This window comes from Clostridium sp. CF012, from assembly GCF_018861755.1.
Classification (GTDB): Bacteria; Bacillota; Clostridia; order Clostridiales; family Clostridiaceae; genus Clostridium_AD.
The window spans coordinates 41,130-59,640 of record NZ_JAHLEF010000030.1; the positions used below are offsets into that span (position 1 = coordinate 41,130).

Sequence of the window (18,511 nt, forward strand, 5' to 3'; positions counted from 1 at the left end):
ATATACATGAATTTAAATGAATTAGAATATTTAAGTAAAGCACTTGCCAAATCCACAAGTGCTTCTGTCCGACTTTACCAAAGAGAAAATCTAGTCTACTATTACTCGGTATATCCCATGAACCCTGATCCTTTTCTGCTTTATGAGAAAGATATGCTACAGTCTGAGCATACTGCCGGTATCATTACTACCGACTTGTTTCAATTTTATGGTTATGTTTCTTTGGATGAGGATTATCGAATTGTGATAGGTCCATCTTCCATTTTAACAAAAGACAAGGATAAAATGGATAAACTTTTATTTTTATTGGATGTAAAAGAAAAATATCAGGAAGAATATATTGGTAAACTGGAGTGCGCCCCCTCTATTTCTGCCGAACGTATAGGATGGCTCCTTTCCTTTATTGCTTCCGCTATCAATAAGAATCCTCTTTTTGTAGAAGACGTATTTGTAGAAACCAAATCAGAGAATTATCAACATGATATTATGAATAGCAGTATACAGGATACATTTCTTTTTTCTGATGAAAAAGAAGCCACTACTCTTCTTGTCGATAACTATCAAAATGAAAAAATGCTATTGTTCTATATAAAAAACGGTCAGCCTGAAAACTTAAAAGAATTGTTCAGTGCCTTTCCAAAATTAAAGGCCGGAACAATGGCCAATGATACCTTGCGCCAACTTAAGGACATGGGAATTTGTTGCGCTACCGTGGCTTCTCGGGCCTCAATTGAAGGGGGATTAAATGTCCAGACTGCATTTCATTTATCCGATTTGTATATTCAAAAGTTTGAAATGCTTCGCGATTCTGCATCCATATACCCATTAATCATGCAAATGTTATTAGATTTTGCCGAACGCACAAAAAAGGCAAAATTTAATTGCAATAGCTCCTCTAAATTATTTTTAAGATGTGCAAATTATATTTCCAAAAATTTGTTTGACAATATCAAAGTTGAAGAAATGGCTGCCGAATTTGGAATATCACGCTGTCGTTTATGTACTCAGTTTCATAGACAAACCGGTATTACCTTAACACAATATATTTTGAAGGAAAAAATTTTAGAATCTCAGCGATTACTGCAGTTTACTAACAAAAGTATTTCTGAAATTGCATTGCATCTAGCTTTTTCCTCGCAAAGTCATTTTCAAACAGTATTTAAAAAATATACCGGCATAACCCCAAACAGATTTAGAGATGCCAAATCAGATTTATAATTTATGTACAAATTAGTTTAAGCAGGAGTGGTATTGGATATGTTTAATACTTTTATAAAGTGTATATCAGTTATTTATGTAATTAGATTAATTCTAAAACACAATCTTTTTATACATCATTTAAGAATTAAGATTAAATTTCTTGGTCTTGGTATAGAAGTTAAAAGCAAAGAAAAAAGTGCCCCATCCTGCAAAGAGTAGCACTTTTTCTTAATTAATCTTCAATTAATTTCATCCAATAGCCCTAAAACAAAATAAATGTGCTGAGGATTGCTTAGTGTTGGCAGACTAAGTTTTTCTTATTTATATTTTATTAAATTTTTATGAAAAATAAACATAAATAATTTATATATTTAAAAACTGCAATTTCACTAATATATAAATTGAAAATTGTAGTTAAAGTACATTGTATACGGCAACAAGTATTAAATCAGATTTTCCTTCTTCCTTAGATAAAGACCTTTGAAAAGAAATATTGTTATGCACAAAAGTTACTTCTAAAAAATATAGAAAAATTCCCATATCTATTGAATTATAAAATGGTACTTTCTCTTCAGGCATTATAGCTTTAATATTGGTTGTTCGATATATTTTCAATTTATTCTTTTCACAAACAACTCTCCATGGTTGTGTGTTACAGGCACTTGGAGCATATTTTACAACATCTACTATGGTTTCTAACCCTGAAATACCTGTCCAAATTTCCTGTGTTTCTTTTCTCTTGCATTTTGTATAATCTTTTCTAAACTCTCTAGGTTCACCTTTTCCTAAAGCCATCATAATCACAAATTTCAAGTTTTGATATTCTGCTTCTTGTATTTTACCCATTCCATACCAGCATACACCAATATCCTTAGAAGGCAAATATAAATCCAACTGTTCAAACATATATCCAAGGTTTAACAAGTAATTTGCTTTTTCTTCACTATAAATTAGCAAACAATATTCCCCTCGTTTACAAGTGGTTTCAGATCTTGGTACAATCCTATATTTAACTTCTATATTATCTACAAGGGATATTAAACCTTTAATTTTTTCTTCAATATCATATAATTCTTCATTGGATAACTTAAGGGTGTCGTTAAATCTTCTAAATCTTTTAAAAATCATATCATAATATTCTTCATCTATCATCACTTATTTTTCTCCTATTTTTTAGTACACCGATGTCTGAAATAATCATACAATGCTTTAAAATGAAAAACAATCTACTTTTAAAAATTTTCCAATTACAATTTATCTTATTACTTGCGATACGGTAAGTCACCTTATAAAAACCCCCTTACAAAAATGAATAAACCCATGACAAATCTGCAGGCCACTGAAAAAAGCACTATTTTTTTACTGCTACTTATCTTTTTTACACTTTATTATTTCGATAATGGCTTCATAATTCGTTTCATATTTACTGTAAATATTGTTAGGGCCCCATACATCTGTATGCCTATGATTGTAGAGAAATTTATTTCTTAAAGTTCAAGAAAGAATTACTAATAATAAGAGTCTTCAATTAAAGATAAGTTAGACAGCCTTGAAACTGATAAATGTAGGTTACGAACCGATAAGATAGAATTAGAAAACAAATTAGATAACAGTCTACTAAATAAAGACTTAATTAGAGATTATCTATTAAAGGATGCTTTAGCTATCAGAAGCAAAAGTGCTGATAATATCAAAGATAATATCAAAGATAATATCAAAGATATCATCAACACTTATGTGGATTCAATAGTAATATATAATGCTAAGGTTGAAATCAACCTTAGCATCTTTTTTGCATATATGCATGGTGGAGGCGAAGCACGGCCTTTGAAATCCACTAAAGCTTATGAACCTGTTAACCTCATATTTAGAGTAAAAGTAGCACTTATGCACTTAGTATAAAATATAACTTTATATTTCAACTTCTTTTCCCATAATATATCTCATACATATATTTCTATCATCTCCCACATAGCAGAAGCGCTCCAGTCGTTCCACAGGAGTGATATCCTCCGAGTACATATTACTATCGTCGATTACTAATGCATTGAAACAATATTCTTCTTCAAATGCTCCAACATTTTTAAAATATCTTCCACCAGAACGGGTTGCCATATAAAAAGCTTCTGCGAGATTTACAGCTTCCCACTGCGGGTCAAACATATTGCGGATTTTTGAATGTTCGATAGTACTGACTATTCCCCTTGCTATTGATAGACTCGCACCCGAACCTATATCACTACCAATTGCCAGGTTTATACCCATTTTCAAAAGTTTTTTAACTGGCATTATGCCGCCAGCATTAATATTTGCAGTTGCATCAGGACAATGAACTGCCATACAGTTTGGATTTTTCATCAATTCCAAAACATCATCATCCATAAAAATGCAATGTGCCATTATTGTAGGTCTTTGTCCAAGCAAATTGTTTTTATAAAATATTTCTGCTCCATTTTTATATTCAGGGAAAAGTTCCTTACAAATTTTCATTTCATTAACAGCCTCGCACATATGAGAATGAACAGGAACTCCATATTTTTTAGACAACCGTCCTAATCCAGCCAACAGTTCCTCGCTACAGGTAATGGTAAATCTCGGAACGATTGCAGTCTTTACATTTCCATTTTTTTCATGCTGTTTAACAAATCTTTCTGTATCAATAATAGACTGTTCTGTATTCTCGATATAATATTCAGGGCTATTTTGATCCATATTTAGCTTTCCTGTAAATGCAAACAATCCTCTTTGCTCAAGTATATCGAACAAAATTTCGGATGCTTCATAATGAATAGATGGGAAACAATTTACATGTAAAGTTCCCTGGCGTAATAGCTCGTCTACAAAAAGAGTATACACCTTCCTTGCATGGTCTTTATTCTTAAATTTTGCTTCATTGGGGTATGTATATGTATTTAACCAGTCTAAAAGTTCTCTATCCATTCCGATGCCTCTTTGCAAAAACTGAGGTGCATGCACATGCATATCGCAAAAACCAGGAATGATAAGATTATTCCCCCAATCTATGAGATTTTCTTTTGGAAAGCCCTCTGGTAATTGATTGCAAATCTCCTTTATAACCCCATCAAGAATTAATATATATGAATTCTCTTTACTAATCAGAACATCTTTACTCTGACTGTATATTACATTTCCTTTATACGCCTTATATTTTCTATAATTTTTCATTTAAATCTCCTTTACTAATCTAAAACTATGCAATATAGGATAGCCTGTATTTAATTTGAAGCAATCCCTAAAGTGATCACTTTCTTGTCTATTCCAATATTAAGTGCCATAGTATAAAGCTGTGGTTCTATTTCTTGGTTTATATACCATACTGCATTTGTCCTAATTTACACACAAATTTCAAATGTTTCACCTATGTTCAAATACATAAAAACGGAGCATTTCTGCTCCATAAAACTAATTCCATAAGTTAATCAATTAACGTTTGAGTATAAATTATAAATTGATATATTTTCTATTTTTTTAGCGCTATAAGCACATTATGGATATTATTTATGTCTTCAATATTTAATTCATCAAAATTATCTAGTCTTGCTTTAATATCTTCAATTGTTTGATTCTTATAGCTTGTACTATCATTTCCTTTCAGAAAGAATGTAGCTATAGTTGCGGTTAGCATACCCAAAAATCCAATACCAGTGAGCATTATTATTCCTGCAATAATTCTTCCAATTGAGGTTTGTGGAGAAATATCTCCGTATCCAACAGTTGTTATAGTAACAAAACTCCACCATAGCGCATTTCCAAATGTTATACCTTCTACAAAATGTATTCCAATCGCTCCTATTATTAATGTAAATAAAGTTATCCAAATAATATAATTAAAATTATTAGTTTTTAAAAATTTATCCATATATTTTCTAAACTTTAAAATCAATACACCTGACCTAAATATCTTAGTAAACTTTAGTAATTTTGATAACCTTAATATTCTAATTGACTGAAATGCTGAGTTGAATGGGATAATAGAAATTAAATCAATAATGTTACTCTTAAAAAACTTGACTTTATCTTTAGCTAAAAATAGTCTTGTAAAATAGTCTATAGCGAAAATACCTAATACTATATTATCAATAATAGAAAATATGATAGTAATATTTTGTGGTAAATTATATGATAATTCAACTATTAAAATTGCAACAACAACTAATGCCAATAGAGCCATCAATATTTCATAAACTGCTACAAAATTTCGATCTTTTATTAAGTTAACCTTCATCATTTCAATCATCCCCATCTTTATATGCTATAGAAAATTATACATCTATTGTATATAACTGACAACCTTTTCTAAATATTAACTTACACCATTAGTTGTTAGCGACTCTGAGGTTTCTGAATTCTAAAGTTAAATTTATTAATCAACAAATTTAAATAATTCTTCAACTGTCGTATTGAATACCTTGGCTATATCCATAGCTAATTTTAAGGATGGGTTATATCTCCCATTTTCTAAATGTACTATAGTTTCTCGTCTAACCTCCACTAATTTTGCAAGTTCAGCTTGTTTCATTAATGCTTTCTCTCTATGCTCTTTAATGTTTGTATTTAAAATTGGCACTTATTTACAAATCCCCTTTCTATCATAATATATAAAGAATAATAATCTTATTATAGTGAATATAAAAAGGATTAACATTAAACAGATTCCTATTGCAACCTTTGAAATAACAAGATATTCAAATAATGGAGATATAAGTATGATGCTGAATATAACAATTGAAATTACTAAAAAATTCATACTATTCTTATTTACTTTAGATAATATACTAAGTACTAATTCATCAGTTATACCACTTAATCTTTTTTCATCCAAAAAAATTATGGACCACACTATAATCTCAAGAACACATAGAATAAATATGATCACAGGATAAAGTAGATTTAGTTTATACAGTAATATTATAATTAATACATATGATGCTGCTACTAATTGCAGAGCAAGCTTTGATTTAATACTCATTTTTCGATTCCTCCCAATGTTATATATTTACAAGCTGTATGTTATAAATATATAACATACAGAAAATTCTGTCAATATAAAAATTAACATTCCCTCTAAGAAATTTACACTTTCCAATACTATATTTGTATATACATAAGACTTTCGCTTAGTTATAGGAAATTAAGGTTATAATTTTGTTGTAAACACAATTTATTAGGACACAATTTGACTTCCCTTAATTCGAAGAAGATGGGGTTAAAAGTTTTAACAGAAGAGAGTATCTTCTTGACCAACCGAAATCAAAATTATATGCAATCTGCAAAAATCACGATATGAAAAAATACAAACCACTCGCTTTATATAGTCTTGTAAGTTCAATATTGAAAATATTGTATATGAATTAATTATTTCAGATAGACATTATAAGATAGCTAATGAGGATTTAGAGGCTATTAAAAGCAATGCTTTTAATACTTAAATAGACCCTATAGGAGTAATTGATATTGTGGAAGTTTTTTGTATAAGATATAAAAAGATATTATAAGAAAGGGTCGACATAACTATTGAAATTGAAAATACGAACTTTGATACTTGAATAATACGATATTTAAAAATAAAAAATTTACCATTTTAGGAATATAATGATGTAAAAATATACAAAACATGCTATAATTTCTATGGATTTAAGTCGAACTTGTAGAAAAATGCGTCTTACCATAACGGGGTTACTTTAGAGGTGCAAATTTAAAAATATCACAGTGTTTTACCTCGATTTTTATATCAGAAAAAATATAATATCTCAATTCATTATTTTAATATTTAAATAAAACAATTTTATTCTTGACACTTACTCCAAGATAATGTAATATGAAGTTAAGTTCACATGAAGTTTAATTCATGTGAACTTAACTTCATATCGCACTATGTTAGGAGTGACTTGTTTGAAAAATAAATTTACACAGCTTTATTTATGCTCATTAGCAATTCTTACAATGGGAGTTTTTGAAACAATTTTCAATTACACTAAAGCTAATACTACCGAGGGGTTTTATTTTGGTATTATAAAGTTATTTGTAGGAACAATCTTTTTAGTTTTCAGTATAACTTATCACATTAAATGCAAAAAAAATCGTAAACAGTTAGAAAGAGAACTGTCAAAAGAATATGATGAAAGAGATGATTTAATAGACGGAAAAGCTTCATACTTTACCATGAGTATTTTAATGATTGTGATTTTGCTTATGATGTTTCTTTCAAGATGGATTTCTATTCCTACAGATATGGCTTTATTTATCATTATAATATTTTGCATGATTACTAACGGATTAGCTAAAAAATATTATAGCCATTTTCTTTAATAAGGAGAACTCTATGAAAAATAGAATAAAAGAATTGCGTTTAAAGCATGGAATAACACAACAGGAATTAGCCGATAAAGTATGTGTATCTTCAAGAACAATTATCTCTTTAGAAAAACAACAATATAATCCATCTATTTTACTGGCGTATAAAATATCTTCGGTTTTTAAATTAGCAATTGAAGAAACTTTTGTATTTGAAGAAGAGGACCAATTACAAGAATAGTATGTAATGGAATTGTTGAGAAAGAAACTAATGAGTGGAGGAGAATATTATGATAATTCAAAAACTATTATTTATACTTTTCGGAGTAGTATTAACATTATGGGGAATATATAGAATGAAAACAGATAAGGCGTTTGTAGGAAAAACCCAAACAAGAAAGAATATTTTTAATTTTTTATTCCTGGGTCAAGCTTCTGGATTAGGACAATTATTAAGTGGAATTTTAGTCATAATTTTAGGGATTTTATCCTTTATAATTAAATAGTTTACTGATAAAAGGGGTTAAGCTGTTTTTTAAGTTTAACTCCTTTTATGTATATCTTATATTCGTTCTCATTGCGTAATATTCATAACTGTATTTACGGTGTTTTTATGTCGTGTCAATAAATTATAAAATAGCATTGATTTTATATCAATAGTATTTTCTTATGTTTGAATTTATTATTTTTCGTAACGAGACAAAGTCCATATTTAGATATATTTAGTGTTTTAATAATCACTATACCTTATTATATAAGGCTTTTTAAATACCAGTCCTTAAATGGACTATATAAAACATTAACTTACACCATTAGTTGTTAGCGACTCTGAGGTTTCTAAATTTACAACCCAGCCTCTTGCTACGACTAATCAAGATAAGGAATTATATCCTTGTATATTGCACGCAAAATTCCATGTTTCCCCTCCAATTATCGTAACGCAGTAAATAATTTATGTACGCTATTATGATATGCCCTTATCTTGGTTGCTATCTATCATCTTTATCCTCGGTTTTGATTTGAGTTACTATTACAGCCGAAAACATAATGACACAGCCTATAATTTCTCTCATACTCATTACTTCTTTTAGGAAAATTGCTCCACTGATAACAGCAAATAATGATTCCATGCTCAATATAATAGCAGCCGCAGTAGGATCTGTGGATTTTTGACCTATAATTTGAAGTGTATATGCAATACCAACTACCATAATAGCAGCATATAATATTGGTCCTGCACAGGCAGTAATCGTATCAAGTTTAGGAGTTTCAAATATTAAAGCTCCAATAGTAGAAAAAATACCTGCCGTCAAGAACTGAACAAAAGACAATTTCAATCCATCTGCTTTATTAACATAAGTATCTACTACTAATATCTGTGCTGCCCAGAAGATCGTTCCTGCCAATACAATTGCATCTCCCTTTTGTATTGTAAAACCTTCTTTAATACATAAAATATATAAACCAACTGTAGCAAGTCCAACTCCAAACCATACTAATTTACTTACCTTCTTATGCAAAAACAATCCGAACAATGGAACTAATACTATATATAAGGCAGTAATAAATCCTGCTTTTCCTGCTGTAGTATAAACAATTCCCCATTGCTGAAAGGATGCACCTAGAAAAAGTGATGCTCCACATAAGGAGCCTCCTATAATAAGATCTTTATTATTAAAGTTTATCCTATCTTTTTCAGGCAGATTTCCATTCTTTTTCTTATTAATTCTATCAAAAATTAATATTAACGGAATTAAAACCAATGCCCCTAGTAAAAATCTTGTTGCACCAAAGGTAAGAGGTTCAACATAATTCATTCCAAGTTTTTGTGCTACAAAAGAAGTTCCCCATATAATAGCGGTTAGAACCAGTAAAATTGGTCCTTTTAAATTTTTCATTAATAATTCTCCTTTTGAATATAAGTTAAATACATTTAGAATTTTTCTTTATTTCCATATCTATTACTAATTATATCAAATTTGAATACTTCTTTGCAAACTGTAAAAATGAGACACAGCAAATTACATCAGAAAGGTTGTGAAAGCCTATTGTTATGTTATAAAAACGGTAGTCCTTGTAATTTAATTTTGGTCAACAAAAACAGGGATTTTTAATTCCCTGTTAGCTTAAATCTATCGGGGTATGTTGAGTTAAGTGCCTTGAAAACAGATCGATTAAAACACCTTCGCAGCATACCACCTAGACCATATTCATTAAATACATTTCGAGATAATTTCTTGTTAATATCATATGTTGACAATTTAAGTTTTTCCTCTACAAGCCACTTAGTAGCCTCAATTCCTGTTTCTAATGTCCAGTATTTATTAGGTATTTGTACAATGGTATCAACTATGCTTACATTTAATTCAGTACAAGCTTCAACTACTGGTAGCACTATCATATCAAACAGAATCTCAGGAAATGATAGATATTCAACTTCAAATGCACTGAGTGAAAGATTCACATCTGCAGATACTGTAATCATTGCTTCTGGCGAAGATTTCCCAGATGCTTTATGTCCCTCGCCTTTAAGTAAACAGTATAATGCTCCAATACTATTGTCTACTAGCACTGGATTAACTAAAGAGACGCTTGCTGAGATAGTTAGATTAAAAGCAATAAAAGCTATAATTGTAGAAGGTACTGGCGTTATATCCCTTGCGTTAGATACGCAATTAACTTCGGCAAGGGTTACTCCCACAAGAATTGGGGGTAAAGATAGATATGAAACCTCTTTACTAGTTGCTTTAACAATAGAAATAAGCAGAAGGTTTAACACTACCTTCTGCTTATTTCTATTTTACAATTTTTAAAAATTTTTGACTTCCCTTAATTCAGCTTTAAAGAACGTATTTTTGTACTGCTTTATTTTTTTTGATTTTAATTCTTCTTTTATGGTAAATTCAAAAATGTAATTAATTTTGAAAAATGTATTGACTTCAAAATGAATAGTAGTTGGTAATATCCAACTATAACTTTGAACTTTAGACCATTTATAAAAGTTTCCAAAGCCATATATCCCATTTTCTCTTATTTCTGAACTATGTAAAACCCTTATTATATTAGAAATTGAAATTTCAATCCAGAATATAGCCAATAAAATAAAAATAATATAACCGCTTTGCGTATAGTATAAATACGCTAATATACACCAGCCGATACTTACCCCAGCCCATAATATAACCGAAAATATAGCCGAAAATCTACTTTTATTTGCGTTTACAATAATTTTTCCATGATGGCTTACTCTATATAGTTTTCTTAATATTATTAAAAAAGCAAAAATATTAAGAATAAGACTTATTTTTGTGATAGTAGCCATTCATATCCCCTCCGAAAAATCTATTTCTTTATCAATAATCCCACTTAAATTATAACATGTTTTCTATATCTTTGAAATACAACTTATTACTGTAGGATATATATTAGTATTCAGTACCGAATTATTCATTTTTAAACTTCATGTTTATATTTTTAATATTATAATGTTGCATGATATTAGAATATTACGTCTTACCCTTTATTTTTATTTTCCTATAAATAAGTTGTAAAAATGAAATCAAAGCAATAGAAAAACCTATAATACTAACCACCGTATCATATTTGTGATAGTGATATGCTAATGCCTGTTGCATAGACATAAACCATAGAAACAACGGAATTAACAACAGTATTGTATTCATTAGTATATATTTTGTTTTTCTTGTATAAAAACTATATAATATTAGAAATAAAACTAATAAACAAGATATTACTACACTATCCTTATAAGATATTTTAACAGGTATATCACTTGTAACTACCATTTTATATACCCATATTATTAGTATAAACGCACTTACACCTAATCCAATAAAAATATCTTTTATTTTGTTCATGCTTTTTAAACACCCCTCTCTTTCCCATATTATTAATTATTTTATAGATAAACAACAGTAGGGTTATTGATACGCAATAAATTACAGTTGTGGCGTAACTTATGAAAATTGCGAATTAAAATATTTTCACATTACGTTAATTATTTAGCGTCATTCAATTTAATAATATATTTACCTGCTACTGCTGAAGCCAAAAACAACACCACAACATCTAATCCACTCCGTAATAGCATTTGAGGCATAGCACCTTTCATTATTAAGCCAAAAAAGCTATTAAAAATCATCCAATTCACACCTATAGTTGCTATAAACCTTAATGGTATACCTATACCACTCTGCTTTTTTTCGAATACTAACAAAGGATACAAAAACACGTAAATATAACCCATCAGTATTCCAAACAAACCTGTCCATACATAGCACGGAACTGGATATGTAGCACTGTCACTGTTTATAAGACCGCTTTCATAACCAATTGTTCTCTCCACAAAAATAGCAATTGCAATAATAGCAATGGTTTCTATGCATTTCGTCATTTGTAATTTACTTATTGGTTTAATTTTCTCACTTTCACTTAATGTAAAATAAGCAATTGCCACACATAACAATATTGCAGGTAGCCCATCTCCTATCCCCATTATAAGCTCATACTTAATAAACCCAAGTCCCCAATTTGAAAAAGGAGACCCCACAACTACTATCTCTTGCATTCCCAATAAGTAAGTCATTGCGAATGCTAACCCAAATCTAATCCCTACTTGTAATTTAGGCAAATCTGCTCTCACGCCTATGTATCTTACCACCATCGCACACTGTATAAATAGCAGAATGAAATAAAATGTTGCTACGGCTGGAAACCCAAACCATTTAACAAAAATACTATCAAACTGCGCAACATCTACAGAAGTGGGCAGAAGTGCATGAACAATAATCGCAAAAATTGCAGAAAATAGAATAAGAGCAATATTTATTATAATTACTCGCTTTGTACTTATACATTTTGTAACCATCTAAATTCCCCCATATACATTTAAAAATAAATAATTCTAACTTCAGACTTTTCTACAGTTGTGACGAAGTTTATGAAGAATTCGAATTAAATCTTCTCGAGGTTATCTACTGTTCTTTCATTCCTTACATCTCCAGTGTTCAAAGTTGTTTTTGATTCAATTAACATTACATGTACTTCTTCTTCAGCAAAGGGCATATGTTCTATTCCTCTTGGAATAACAAGCAATTCGCCTTCATTTAAAATAACATCCTTGTCCCTAAATTTAATAACTAATGTACCTTTAACAACATAAAACATTTCGTCTTCATTCTCATGAGTATGCCATAGAAATTCACCTTTTAGTTTGGCGACCTTCACATACGATTCATTGATCTCACCTAGAATTTTTGGACTCCAATACTCATTAAAAAGATTTAATTTATTACCGATATTGATTTTGTCCATTTTCTAACCTCCACTTATAACTAAACTTTACTTCACCTTTTATGAATGTTATGCATAAAAAGACTAATGTTTAACTTTATAACCAACTTACAATATTTTCAGAGATATCTCTTCTCTTAGATTTTAAACTGCTTCTACTCGGATATCCAACGGATATAACAGCCATTAACTGTAAGTCATCTGAAACACCTAATAATTCTCGTACTTTATCTTCATTTTTTAAAATTTCTCCAATCCAGCAAGTACCTAAACCAAGTTCATTTGCAGCAAGTAGCATGTTTTGTATTGCAGCTCCGATTGATTGAGTATGTTTCAAGTAAATACTTGGCACTTTATCGTCTAAAAATTTGGTATCTAGAAAGACTGCTATCAAACAAGGGGCATCTACCACCCAATTATGGTATACAGTAAGGGAAGATAATTTTTTTATTAGTTCTTTGCTATTCATTACTACAGAGAACCTCCATGGTTGTATATTGTTACCAGACGGAGCCCAATTAGCTGCAGTTAATAATTGTATAATAGCATCTTTACTTACTTCTTCTGAAGTATATGCTCGGATACTCCTACGATTTAATATACATGACATTACCGAATTCATTTTAACACTCCTTTTCATATGTAAATTTTCTGTAGTTTTTACCCCTTATTTTATTACACAATATTCTACGATTCCATCTTAATAATACCATAATTTATCATAAATATAAATAATAGATATATCCTAATCTTCATGTCAGCATATATTCCTAAGTCGTCACAAGTAAAAACGCCACAAACCTTTATTGTTTGTGACGTCTAAAATGAATATTTTGTATCAATTAAATATCCTCGAGGTTATCTACTGTTCTTTCATTCCTTACATCTCCAGTGTTCAAAGTTGTTTTTGATTCAATTAACATTACATGTACTTCTTCTTCAGCAAAGGGCATATGTTCTATTCCTCTTGGAATAACAAGCAATTCGCCTTCATTTAAAATAACATCCTTGTCCCTAAATTTAATAACTAATGTACCTTTAACAACATAAAACATTTCGTCTTCATTCTCATGAGTATGCCATAGAAATTCACCTTTTAGTTTGGCGACCTTCACATACGATTCATTGATCTCACCTAGAATTTTTGGACTCCAATACTCATTAAAAAGATTTAATTTATTACCGATATTGATTTTGTCCATTTTCTAACCTCCACTTATAACTAAACTTTGCTTAACCTTTTATGAATAATATGAATTTATATCAAACAAATTTTAATACCTAAAGCACCATATTTCTTTTCTTGTTCCTTTGTATAAATATCATATGTTTCATCAATCATGCGTTTCATTGTATAATCCTGACAACCAAATAATGAGAAATCGAAATTACTATATAATTTCTCGAAATTTTCAAATGCATACTTGTCTAGAACTTCAACGGTTAATTTTTCTTCCTTTTCAGGAAGTTTATAAAAGATAATTAAATCTCCAATGCTAATGGCCTGTCTGTTTTCATCATTCAATCTAACTTCTATAATCTTATTCCCATTTTTAATCAGATTGAAAGGCTTTTCAAAGAGAGTCATATCATGTTCCATTTTAATTCTCCTCCTATTATTTAATGATAGTTCGCAAAGTTTTACGATTCCGTCTTGATTGTACCATAATATAACATGAAAACAAAGATTAGGATATTCCCAATCTTTGTCTCAGCATAATTTCCTAAATCGTCACAACTTGACCTGCTAAATATTCTGCAACTGCTAACATATAATCCCCTGGAACTACAGGTTTAGCTTCACCCTCTACTACTTCTAAATTCCATCTGCCCGCTTTAACTAATATACCATAAGATACAACTAAATATTTTTTTAACATATTATTTTACCTCCTCTAATATTTGTATTCTAGTGCTTAAATCAATAATAGCTTCTGCTATTGCAATTTTTTCATCATCCACGTTTTCGTCAATTATTTTAGTTGCATGTAATATCCTCTCTTGTTTTTCCTCTAGCATATTAAATTTAGCTATAATAAAGTAATTAGTATCCTCAAACACTTCTGCTTCAATTACCTTATTATCTGATATAGTAGCCTTGTCTGTATCTTCTACAGTAAATATAATGTCTATACTGAAAACTTCACCATATTGGTCTAAAGCTTGTCCAGTAAGAGTATTGAAATTTACATTTAATTTAACTGCCATAGGTATTTGGGGTGTAAATTCTTCGCCTTCTTTATCTATTGTCAATGCATGTGTTTCAAGTGTTTTTTCATATTCTATTGAATTTTTACATTGAATATAAGCTATTTGTAATAATTCTTGTTTTGTCTTTGTATCAAAAAAAGCTATCTGAGCATATACTACGAAATTTTCTTCTTTAAATCCTACAATTAATATATTATTTTTTATTTCATATTTTACAATTTGCACATAATCACCCCTCTATATCTTTTTTAGAACTCCATTTATATTCGTCCACATACTATCAATATGTCTTAGCACTCCATCTATTTTTACCCAACCATCACTAGATGTTTTTAATACTCCATCAACTTTCATTTTGAAGGAAGGGAAAGCTAATCCTTTTCTAACATACCAATAACCACCACTTTGACCATCTACAGGGTACGTACCATCTTCTGCTATTATATTAGATTGAAGTAATGAACCTCTAACATCATACTGTGGAGAGCCTGTCGAGGTATACGTATAAAGTTTAACAGTAGTACCACCCGCTCCCGAACCTTCATATCTTGTTATATAATGTAAACTTGAATCTCCAGTGCCGGAATAACCCACACTATTACTTGTTCTTGTTACCGTAAACCAAGTACTCGCGGTATTTGGGACAACCGCTCCGGTATTAATATTGCATATATAATCTGACCAACAAGATGTATCTGAACTCATAGCACTTTGGTATACTTTTGTCCCCATGTAATACCCGCCCGCTTTAGCAACTGTGTATTTGTCATAGTAGTATTTACTCATTTACCTCACCCTCTTACACATACTTAATCCATATGTCACCATTCTGCATACTCCCCAATACTGCATCTGATGTAGATAAAATAACATTATGAAGTTGAGCTACTGTATATGATGTATTTGATTGTGCTATGAGAATACCTGTCATTGTCCCTCCAACCTTATCCAATTTAGTAGCTACATTAGTATTAGTTGTATCTAATGATGATTGATTTGCTTTTAATCCTAGTTGTGTCGAATTATCAGCCTAAGTCGTCACAAGTAAAACGCCACAACCTTTTATTGATTGTGACGTCTAATAAGAAAATCATGTAATAATTTACGAACAAATCTATCCTTCTGATAACAATTCTAATGCTTCATTAGCCATTGTCAAAATATTATGCTGAACGTCATATGCGTTTTTCAAATCTTCTTTATTATACCATTTGAGCAAATTAGATTCCCCATCTCCTGGTATTGTATCAAAAGATTTTGCAGTTGCATAATAAACAAAGTCTATATGATAATGTTCTGGATTTATTTCACCGAAAATTGTGTACATAGGATTTATTAACAATTTTTCTCCTACAATTCGCATGAATTCTTAAGTTGGTTATTTATTGGATTGTATAGATTTATTTTTAAACCTGATTCTTCTTGTGCTTCACGAATACATGCCTCTTCTGGCAATTCATTCAATTCGATATGTCCACCTAAAGGAAGTATTTTTTTAGCCTTTTTATGTAAATGTAATAATACTTTATCTTTATACACTATAAATACGGAAACTGTAAAATGCCTATCCATCCCCTATCACTCCTCCAAAATTTTATCCTGAATATTTCACCATGTTATACAGTTATGACGTAAGTTTAGAATATTATGTACTAACGGCTACATATGTTATCTCCTTTGTCCATTAACTTCAAACGTTATTGGATTGCTTTTTTTCTCTTACTCTTTTCCTTAATAAAATAAACCACCAATAAAATCAATAAAGAAGTCCAATAAATTAAATTAATGATTATTTGTGCTGTTTTACCTACATTGCTATATATGCCAAAAGATTTTCTGTAAAAAATTCCTGTAATAGCCATCAAAACTATAAGTAAATTAGAACCTTTTTTATCTTTACTAAACTTAATTATAAAATATATACCTATGATAATAAAAAATAAAATTGTACCATAATCCATAACAATATCCCCCTCATTTTAGTTCGTAATATTTTACGATTCCGTCTTAATAATACCATAATTTAGTATAAATATAAAGATTAGAGATATTCTAATCTTTATGTCCGCATTTTTTCCTAAGTCGTCACAAGTAAAAACGCCACAAACTTTTATTGTTTGTGACGTCTAAAAAGAATATTCTGCATTAGTTTTATATTTGTTACCTATTTATAAAGCAAATGTATTTTCTATAACGCCTTGAAGCAAGGTATAAATTGATTTTCCTATTTTACTTTCAAAATATTGCTTTATCTCCATTGTTGATTTCCACTTATCTATAATCAAGTCATTAATTCCATACCTAAGTGCCACATCTATCATTCTTTTTTCAACTAGGCAAAATCCAGAAGAGATAGCGATTGCATCACAAAATTGAATCAATTTATCGTATTCATTAAATTCTATATTTCTCAAGTACTCTTTTATAAACTCTATCTCTGATTCGCTACAGTCCCACTTTCCTGAATAACACTCTATTTCCTTAACCAAAAATGGATGTGTAATACATATTCTTGCAGCCTCATTAAAGCCTTTCTCTTTTAAGAAATTATATCCACTAATTATATGATGCATGTCAGTAACTCCTTCTCTTCTACCTACATCATGTAAAAGCCCCAATATATATGCCGTTTCAGAATTCAGTCCCTCCGTTTTTTCTGCAATAAGCCTTGCTGCTTCTGCAACATATTCTGAGTGGTTAATCCAAGGCCCTGGATTTAACCTTCCTGCCTCTTCTAAAAATATCTTTGCTTCATACAACATGGGTAAACCTTGTATTCCATCGTTTTTCATTTTACTTTAACTCCTTTATTTTTTATATGGTTAATTCGCATTTAATTACAGTTGTGACGAAGTTTAAGAATATTATGAATTAAAGGTGTTACACATTAACCTTTATATTTGGCTATGTTAGACAATATTGAACATAACTAATATTAAAATGATTGAAGTAATTACAGGAATAAAGTATCCTATTAATGTACAAATTAAATATGGGAGACGTTTTTTTCTTTCGTTCTCCGATATCATATATGGGAGACGTTTTTTTCTTTCCATTTCCGATATATCACAATTTGACTCTCTAAACTCTTTATCCAATTTTTTAAATCCTATTTTTCCGATAATAACAAACCCCATACCTAAAAGATAACCTATAATCAGAATTATATTAAAATTTCGCATTACTTCATTTCGCATTACTTCTCCCCCTAATAAAAACTATATATATTACTACATTACTCTACAATTTCCAGCGGATAAATTAGCACCGTCTAATTTTACCAGCGTAACGTACTTTATAAAACATTGCGTCTTAATATTGGACTATAATTGCACGCTTAGTTATAGTTTATATATCCTTTCATTCTGACCCCATAACAGTCTTCGACAGTTTCTAACGAGCATGTTAATATAAGAATATACGATGGAGGTTAGAAATATGGCTAGAAGAAGGTTTACCCTAGAAGATAAAA

30 protein-coding genes are annotated in these 18,511 nt (G+C 29.9%); 7 read left to right on the forward strand and 23 right to left on the reverse strand.

Annotated elements, in window-relative coordinates; translation table 11 throughout:
- Positions 1-6 precede the first annotated feature (6 nt).
- A complete protein-coding gene (locus KPL50_RS20165) occupies positions 7-1,218 on the forward strand; it encodes an AraC family transcriptional regulator (protein ID WP_216300343.1) in 1,212 nt (403 codons plus the stop codon).
- 39 nt (positions 1,219-1,257) lie between these two features.
- Complete coding sequence (locus tag KPL50_RS20170; protein ID WP_216300344.1) at positions 1,258-1,419, forward strand: hypothetical protein; 162 nt, start codon at positions 1,258-1,260, stop codon at positions 1,417-1,419.
- A gap of 195 nt (positions 1,420-1,614) precedes the next feature.
- Here KPL50_RS20170 and KPL50_RS20175 read toward each other — a convergent pair whose 3' ends face one another.
- The gene (locus KPL50_RS20175; protein ID WP_216300370.1) at positions 1,615-2,352 is read right to left on the reverse strand and encodes a nitroreductase family protein; all 738 of its coding nucleotides are present in this window, start codon (positions 2,350-2,352) and stop codon (positions 1,615-1,617) included.
- 585 nt (positions 2,353-2,937) lie between these two features.
- Here KPL50_RS20175 and KPL50_RS20180 point away from each other — a divergent pair.
- Positions 2,938-3,102: a hypothetical protein gene (locus KPL50_RS20180; RefSeq protein WP_216300345.1), complete on the forward strand. Its 165-nt coding sequence runs from the start codon at positions 2,938-2,940 to the stop codon at positions 3,100-3,102.
- A gap of 9 nt (positions 3,103-3,111) precedes the next feature.
- Here the strand turns inward: KPL50_RS20180 and KPL50_RS20185 are convergent, their stop codons facing one another.
- From KPL50_RS20185 to KPL50_RS20200, 4 genes are all read right to left on the reverse strand, one after another.
- The gene (locus tag KPL50_RS20185; protein WP_216300346.1) at positions 3,112-4,386 is read right to left on the reverse strand and encodes an amidohydrolase family protein; all 1,275 of its coding nucleotides are present in this window, start codon (positions 4,384-4,386) and stop codon (positions 3,112-3,114) included.
- Between the two features lie 295 nt (positions 4,387-4,681).
- Positions 4,682-5,449: a potassium channel family protein gene (locus KPL50_RS20190; protein ID WP_253200725.1), complete on the reverse strand. Its 768-nt coding sequence runs from the start codon at positions 5,447-5,449 to the stop codon at positions 4,682-4,684.
- Between the two features lie 135 nt (positions 5,450-5,584).
- Positions 5,585-5,788, reverse strand: coding sequence for a helix-turn-helix transcriptional regulator (locus KPL50_RS20195; protein WP_216300347.1), 204 nt, complete (start codon positions 5,786-5,788; stop codon positions 5,585-5,587).
- Positions 5,789-6,190: a hypothetical protein gene (locus KPL50_RS20200; protein WP_216300348.1), complete on the reverse strand. Its 402-nt coding sequence runs from the start codon at positions 6,188-6,190 to the stop codon at positions 5,789-5,791.
- A 923-nt stretch (positions 6,191-7,113) separates the two neighbouring features.
- Here KPL50_RS20200 and KPL50_RS20205 point away from each other — a divergent pair.
- The 3 genes from KPL50_RS20205 to KPL50_RS20215 are packed head-to-tail and all read left to right on the forward strand — an operon-like array spanning position 7,114 to position 8,021.
- Positions 7,114-7,530 carry a DUF2178 domain-containing protein gene (locus KPL50_RS20205; protein ID WP_216300349.1) on the forward strand — a complete coding sequence of 139 codons (417 nt, stop codon included), beginning with the start codon at positions 7,114-7,116 and terminating at the stop codon, positions 7,528-7,530.
- 13 nt (positions 7,531-7,543) lie between these two features.
- Positions 7,544-7,756, forward strand: a complete 213-nt coding sequence (locus KPL50_RS20210) for a helix-turn-helix transcriptional regulator (protein WP_185170269.1) — start codon at positions 7,544-7,546, stop codon at positions 7,754-7,756.
- A 49-nt stretch (positions 7,757-7,805) separates the two neighbouring features.
- Positions 7,806-8,021: a hypothetical protein gene (locus KPL50_RS20215; protein ID WP_216300350.1), complete on the forward strand. Its 216-nt coding sequence runs from the start codon at positions 7,806-7,808 to the stop codon at positions 8,019-8,021.
- Between the two features lie 483 nt (positions 8,022-8,504).
- Here the strand turns inward: KPL50_RS20215 and KPL50_RS20220 are convergent, their stop codons facing one another.
- Together KPL50_RS20220 and KPL50_RS28010 are read right to left on the reverse strand one after the other, a co-directional pair.
- Positions 8,505-9,413, reverse strand: coding sequence for a DMT family transporter (locus KPL50_RS20220; protein ID WP_216300351.1), 909 nt, complete (start codon positions 9,411-9,413; stop codon positions 8,505-8,507).
- A gap of 212 nt (positions 9,414-9,625) precedes the next feature.
- Positions 9,626-9,916, reverse strand: coding sequence for a hypothetical protein (locus KPL50_RS28010; RefSeq protein WP_216300352.1), 291 nt, complete (start codon positions 9,914-9,916; stop codon positions 9,626-9,628).
- On the opposite strand from KPL50_RS28010, the gene KPL50_RS28015 reads away from it, so the two are divergent.
- On the forward strand, positions 9,867-10,328 hold the full coding sequence (locus tag KPL50_RS28015; RefSeq protein ID WP_216300353.1) for a cell wall-binding repeat-containing protein: 462 nt from the start codon (positions 9,867-9,869) through the stop codon (positions 10,326-10,328). The genes KPL50_RS28010 and KPL50_RS28015 overlap by 50 nt on opposite strands.
- Here KPL50_RS28015 and KPL50_RS20235 read toward each other — a convergent pair.
- The 16 genes from KPL50_RS20235 to KPL50_RS20305 form a co-directional block, all read right to left on the reverse strand.
- Entirely contained in the window at positions 10,325-10,837 is a 513-nt protein-coding gene (locus KPL50_RS20235) for a hypothetical protein (protein ID WP_216300354.1), read from the reverse strand. The two genes, KPL50_RS28015 and KPL50_RS20235, sit on opposite strands and share 4 nt — an antisense overlap.
- A 184-nt stretch (positions 10,838-11,021) precedes the next feature.
- Positions 11,022-11,393: a hypothetical protein gene (locus tag KPL50_RS20240; RefSeq protein WP_216300355.1), complete on the reverse strand. Its 372-nt coding sequence runs from the start codon at positions 11,391-11,393 to the stop codon at positions 11,022-11,024.
- A gap of 140 nt (positions 11,394-11,533) precedes the next feature.
- A complete protein-coding gene (locus KPL50_RS20245; RefSeq protein WP_216300356.1) occupies positions 11,534-12,403 on the reverse strand; it encodes a hypothetical protein in 870 nt (289 codons plus the stop codon).
- Positions 12,404-12,489: 86 nt separating this feature from the next.
- Positions 12,490-12,849 carry a cupin domain-containing protein gene (locus KPL50_RS20250; protein ID WP_216300357.1) on the reverse strand — a complete coding sequence of 120 codons (360 nt, stop codon included), beginning with the start codon at positions 12,847-12,849 and terminating at the stop codon, positions 12,490-12,492.
- A gap of 76 nt (positions 12,850-12,925) precedes the next feature.
- Complete coding sequence (locus KPL50_RS20255; protein WP_216300358.1) at positions 12,926-13,450, reverse strand: nitroreductase; 525 nt, start codon at positions 13,448-13,450, stop codon at positions 12,926-12,928.
- Between the two features lie 220 nt (positions 13,451-13,670).
- Positions 13,671-14,030, reverse strand: coding sequence for a cupin domain-containing protein (locus KPL50_RS20260; protein ID WP_216300359.1), 360 nt, complete (start codon positions 14,028-14,030; stop codon positions 13,671-13,673).
- A gap of 56 nt (positions 14,031-14,086) precedes the next feature.
- Entirely contained in the window at positions 14,087-14,428 is a 342-nt protein-coding gene (locus KPL50_RS20265) for an ASCH domain-containing protein (RefSeq protein ID WP_216300360.1), read from the reverse strand.
- A 124-nt stretch (positions 14,429-14,552) separates the two neighbouring features.
- Positions 14,553-14,708, reverse strand: coding sequence for a CD1375 family protein (locus tag KPL50_RS20270; protein ID WP_216300361.1), 156 nt, complete (start codon positions 14,706-14,708; stop codon positions 14,553-14,555).
- Position 14,709: 1 nt separating this feature from the next.
- Positions 14,710-15,264 carry a hypothetical protein gene (locus KPL50_RS20275; protein ID WP_216300362.1) on the reverse strand — a complete coding sequence of 185 codons (555 nt, stop codon included), beginning with the start codon at positions 15,262-15,264 and terminating at the stop codon, positions 14,710-14,712.
- Positions 15,265-15,276: 12 nt separating this feature from the next.
- Complete coding sequence (locus KPL50_RS20280; RefSeq protein WP_216300363.1) at positions 15,277-15,825, reverse strand: hypothetical protein; 549 nt, start codon at positions 15,823-15,825, stop codon at positions 15,277-15,279.
- Between the two features lie 13 nt (positions 15,826-15,838).
- Positions 15,839-15,991 carry a hypothetical protein gene (locus KPL50_RS20285; protein ID WP_216300364.1) on the reverse strand — a complete coding sequence of 51 codons (153 nt, stop codon included), beginning with the start codon at positions 15,989-15,991 and terminating at the stop codon, positions 15,839-15,841.
- A gap of 162 nt (positions 15,992-16,153) precedes the next feature.
- Positions 16,154-16,366: a hypothetical protein gene (locus KPL50_RS27200; RefSeq protein WP_253200727.1), complete on the reverse strand. Its 213-nt coding sequence runs from the start codon at positions 16,364-16,366 to the stop codon at positions 16,154-16,156.
- A 23-nt stretch (positions 16,367-16,389) separates the two neighbouring features.
- Entirely contained in the window at positions 16,390-16,611 is a 222-nt protein-coding gene (locus KPL50_RS27205; protein WP_253200728.1) for an NUDIX domain-containing protein, read from the reverse strand.
- Positions 16,612-16,736: 125 nt separating this feature from the next.
- Positions 16,737-17,000 (reverse strand): hypothetical protein, encoded by a 264-nt coding sequence (locus tag KPL50_RS20295; RefSeq protein WP_216300365.1) that lies wholly within the window; start codon positions 16,998-17,000, stop codon positions 16,737-16,739.
- 207 nt (positions 17,001-17,207) lie between these two features.
- Positions 17,208-17,831 (reverse strand): HD domain-containing protein, encoded by a 624-nt coding sequence (locus KPL50_RS20300; protein WP_216300366.1) that lies wholly within the window; start codon positions 17,829-17,831, stop codon positions 17,208-17,210.
- A 117-nt stretch (positions 17,832-17,948) separates the two neighbouring features.
- The gene (locus KPL50_RS20305) at positions 17,949-18,236 is read right to left on the reverse strand and encodes a hypothetical protein (RefSeq protein ID WP_216300367.1); all 288 of its coding nucleotides are present in this window, start codon (positions 18,234-18,236) and stop codon (positions 17,949-17,951) included.
- Between the last annotated feature and the right edge of the window lie 275 nt (positions 18,237-18,511).

Excerpts from the sequence above, each read along its gene's own strand:
- KPL50_RS20165 (WP_216300343.1), top strand. The coding sequence starts at position 7 with ATGAATTTAAATGAATTAGAATATTTAAGTAAAGCACTTGCCAAATCC.
- KPL50_RS20170 (WP_216300344.1), top strand. The coding sequence starts at position 1,258 with ATGTTTAATACTTTTATAAAGTGTATATCAGTTATTTATGTAATTAGA.
- KPL50_RS20175 (WP_216300370.1), bottom strand. The coding sequence starts at position 2,352 with ATGATAGATGAAGAATATTATGATATGATTTTTAAAAGATTTAGAAGA.
- KPL50_RS20185 (WP_216300346.1), bottom strand. The coding sequence starts at position 4,386 with ATGAAAAATTATAGAAAATATAAGGCGTATAAAGGAAATGTAATATAC.
- KPL50_RS20190 (WP_253200725.1), bottom strand. The coding sequence starts at position 5,449 with ATGATGAAGGTTAACTTAATAAAAGATCGAAATTTTGTAGCAGTTTAT.
- KPL50_RS20200 (WP_216300348.1), bottom strand. The coding sequence starts at position 6,190 with ATGAGTATTAAATCAAAGCTTGCTCTGCAATTAGTAGCAGCATCATAT.
- KPL50_RS20210 (WP_185170269.1), top strand. The coding sequence starts at position 7,544 with ATGAAAAATAGAATAAAAGAATTGCGTTTAAAGCATGGAATAACACAA.
- KPL50_RS20215 (WP_216300350.1), top strand. The coding sequence starts at position 7,806 with ATGATAATTCAAAAACTATTATTTATACTTTTCGGAGTAGTATTAACA.
- KPL50_RS20220 (WP_216300351.1), bottom strand. The coding sequence starts at position 9,413 with ATGAAAAATTTAAAAGGACCAATTTTACTGGTTCTAACCGCTATTATA.
- KPL50_RS28015 (WP_216300353.1), top strand. The coding sequence starts at position 9,867 with ATGCTTACATTTAATTCAGTACAAGCTTCAACTACTGGTAGCACTATC.
- KPL50_RS28010 (WP_216300352.1), bottom strand. The coding sequence starts at position 9,916 with ATGATAGTGCTACCAGTAGTTGAAGCTTGTACTGAATTAAATGTAAGC.
- KPL50_RS20235 (WP_216300354.1), bottom strand. The coding sequence starts at position 10,837 with ATGGCTACTATCACAAAAATAAGTCTTATTCTTAATATTTTTGCTTTT.
- KPL50_RS20240 (WP_216300355.1), bottom strand. The coding sequence starts at position 11,393 with ATGAACAAAATAAAAGATATTTTTATTGGATTAGGTGTAAGTGCGTTT.
- KPL50_RS20245 (WP_216300356.1), bottom strand. The coding sequence starts at position 12,403 with ATGGTTACAAAATGTATAAGTACAAAGCGAGTAATTATAATAAATATT.
- KPL50_RS20250 (WP_216300357.1), bottom strand. The coding sequence starts at position 12,849 with ATGGACAAAATCAATATCGGTAATAAATTAAATCTTTTTAATGAGTAT.
- KPL50_RS20255 (WP_216300358.1), bottom strand. The coding sequence starts at position 13,450 with ATGAATTCGGTAATGTCATGTATATTAAATCGTAGGAGTATCCGAGCA.
- KPL50_RS20260 (WP_216300359.1), bottom strand. The coding sequence starts at position 14,030 with ATGGACAAAATCAATATCGGTAATAAATTAAATCTTTTTAATGAGTAT.
- KPL50_RS20265 (WP_216300360.1), bottom strand. The coding sequence starts at position 14,428 with ATGGAACATGATATGACTCTCTTTGAAAAGCCTTTCAATCTGATTAAA.
- KPL50_RS20270 (WP_216300361.1), bottom strand. The coding sequence starts at position 14,708 with ATGTTAAAAAAATATTTAGTTGTATCTTATGGTATATTAGTTAAAGCG.
- KPL50_RS20280 (WP_216300363.1), bottom strand. The coding sequence starts at position 15,825 with ATGAGTAAATACTACTATGACAAATACACAGTTGCTAAAGCGGGCGGG.
- KPL50_RS27200 (WP_253200727.1), bottom strand. The coding sequence starts at position 16,366 with ATGTACACAATTTTCGGTGAAATAAATCCAGAACATTATCATATAGAC.
- KPL50_RS27205 (WP_253200728.1), bottom strand. The coding sequence starts at position 16,611 with ATGGATAGGCATTTTACAGTTTCCGTATTTATAGTGTATAAAGATAAA.
- KPL50_RS20295 (WP_216300365.1), bottom strand. The coding sequence starts at position 17,000 with ATGGATTATGGTACAATTTTATTTTTTATTATCATAGGTATATATTTT.
- KPL50_RS20300 (WP_216300366.1), bottom strand. The coding sequence starts at position 17,831 with ATGAAAAACGATGGAATACAAGGTTTACCCATGTTGTATGAAGCAAAG.
- KPL50_RS20305 (WP_216300367.1), bottom strand. The coding sequence starts at position 18,236 with ATGCGAAATGAAGTAATGCGAAATTTTAATATAATTCTGATTATAGGT.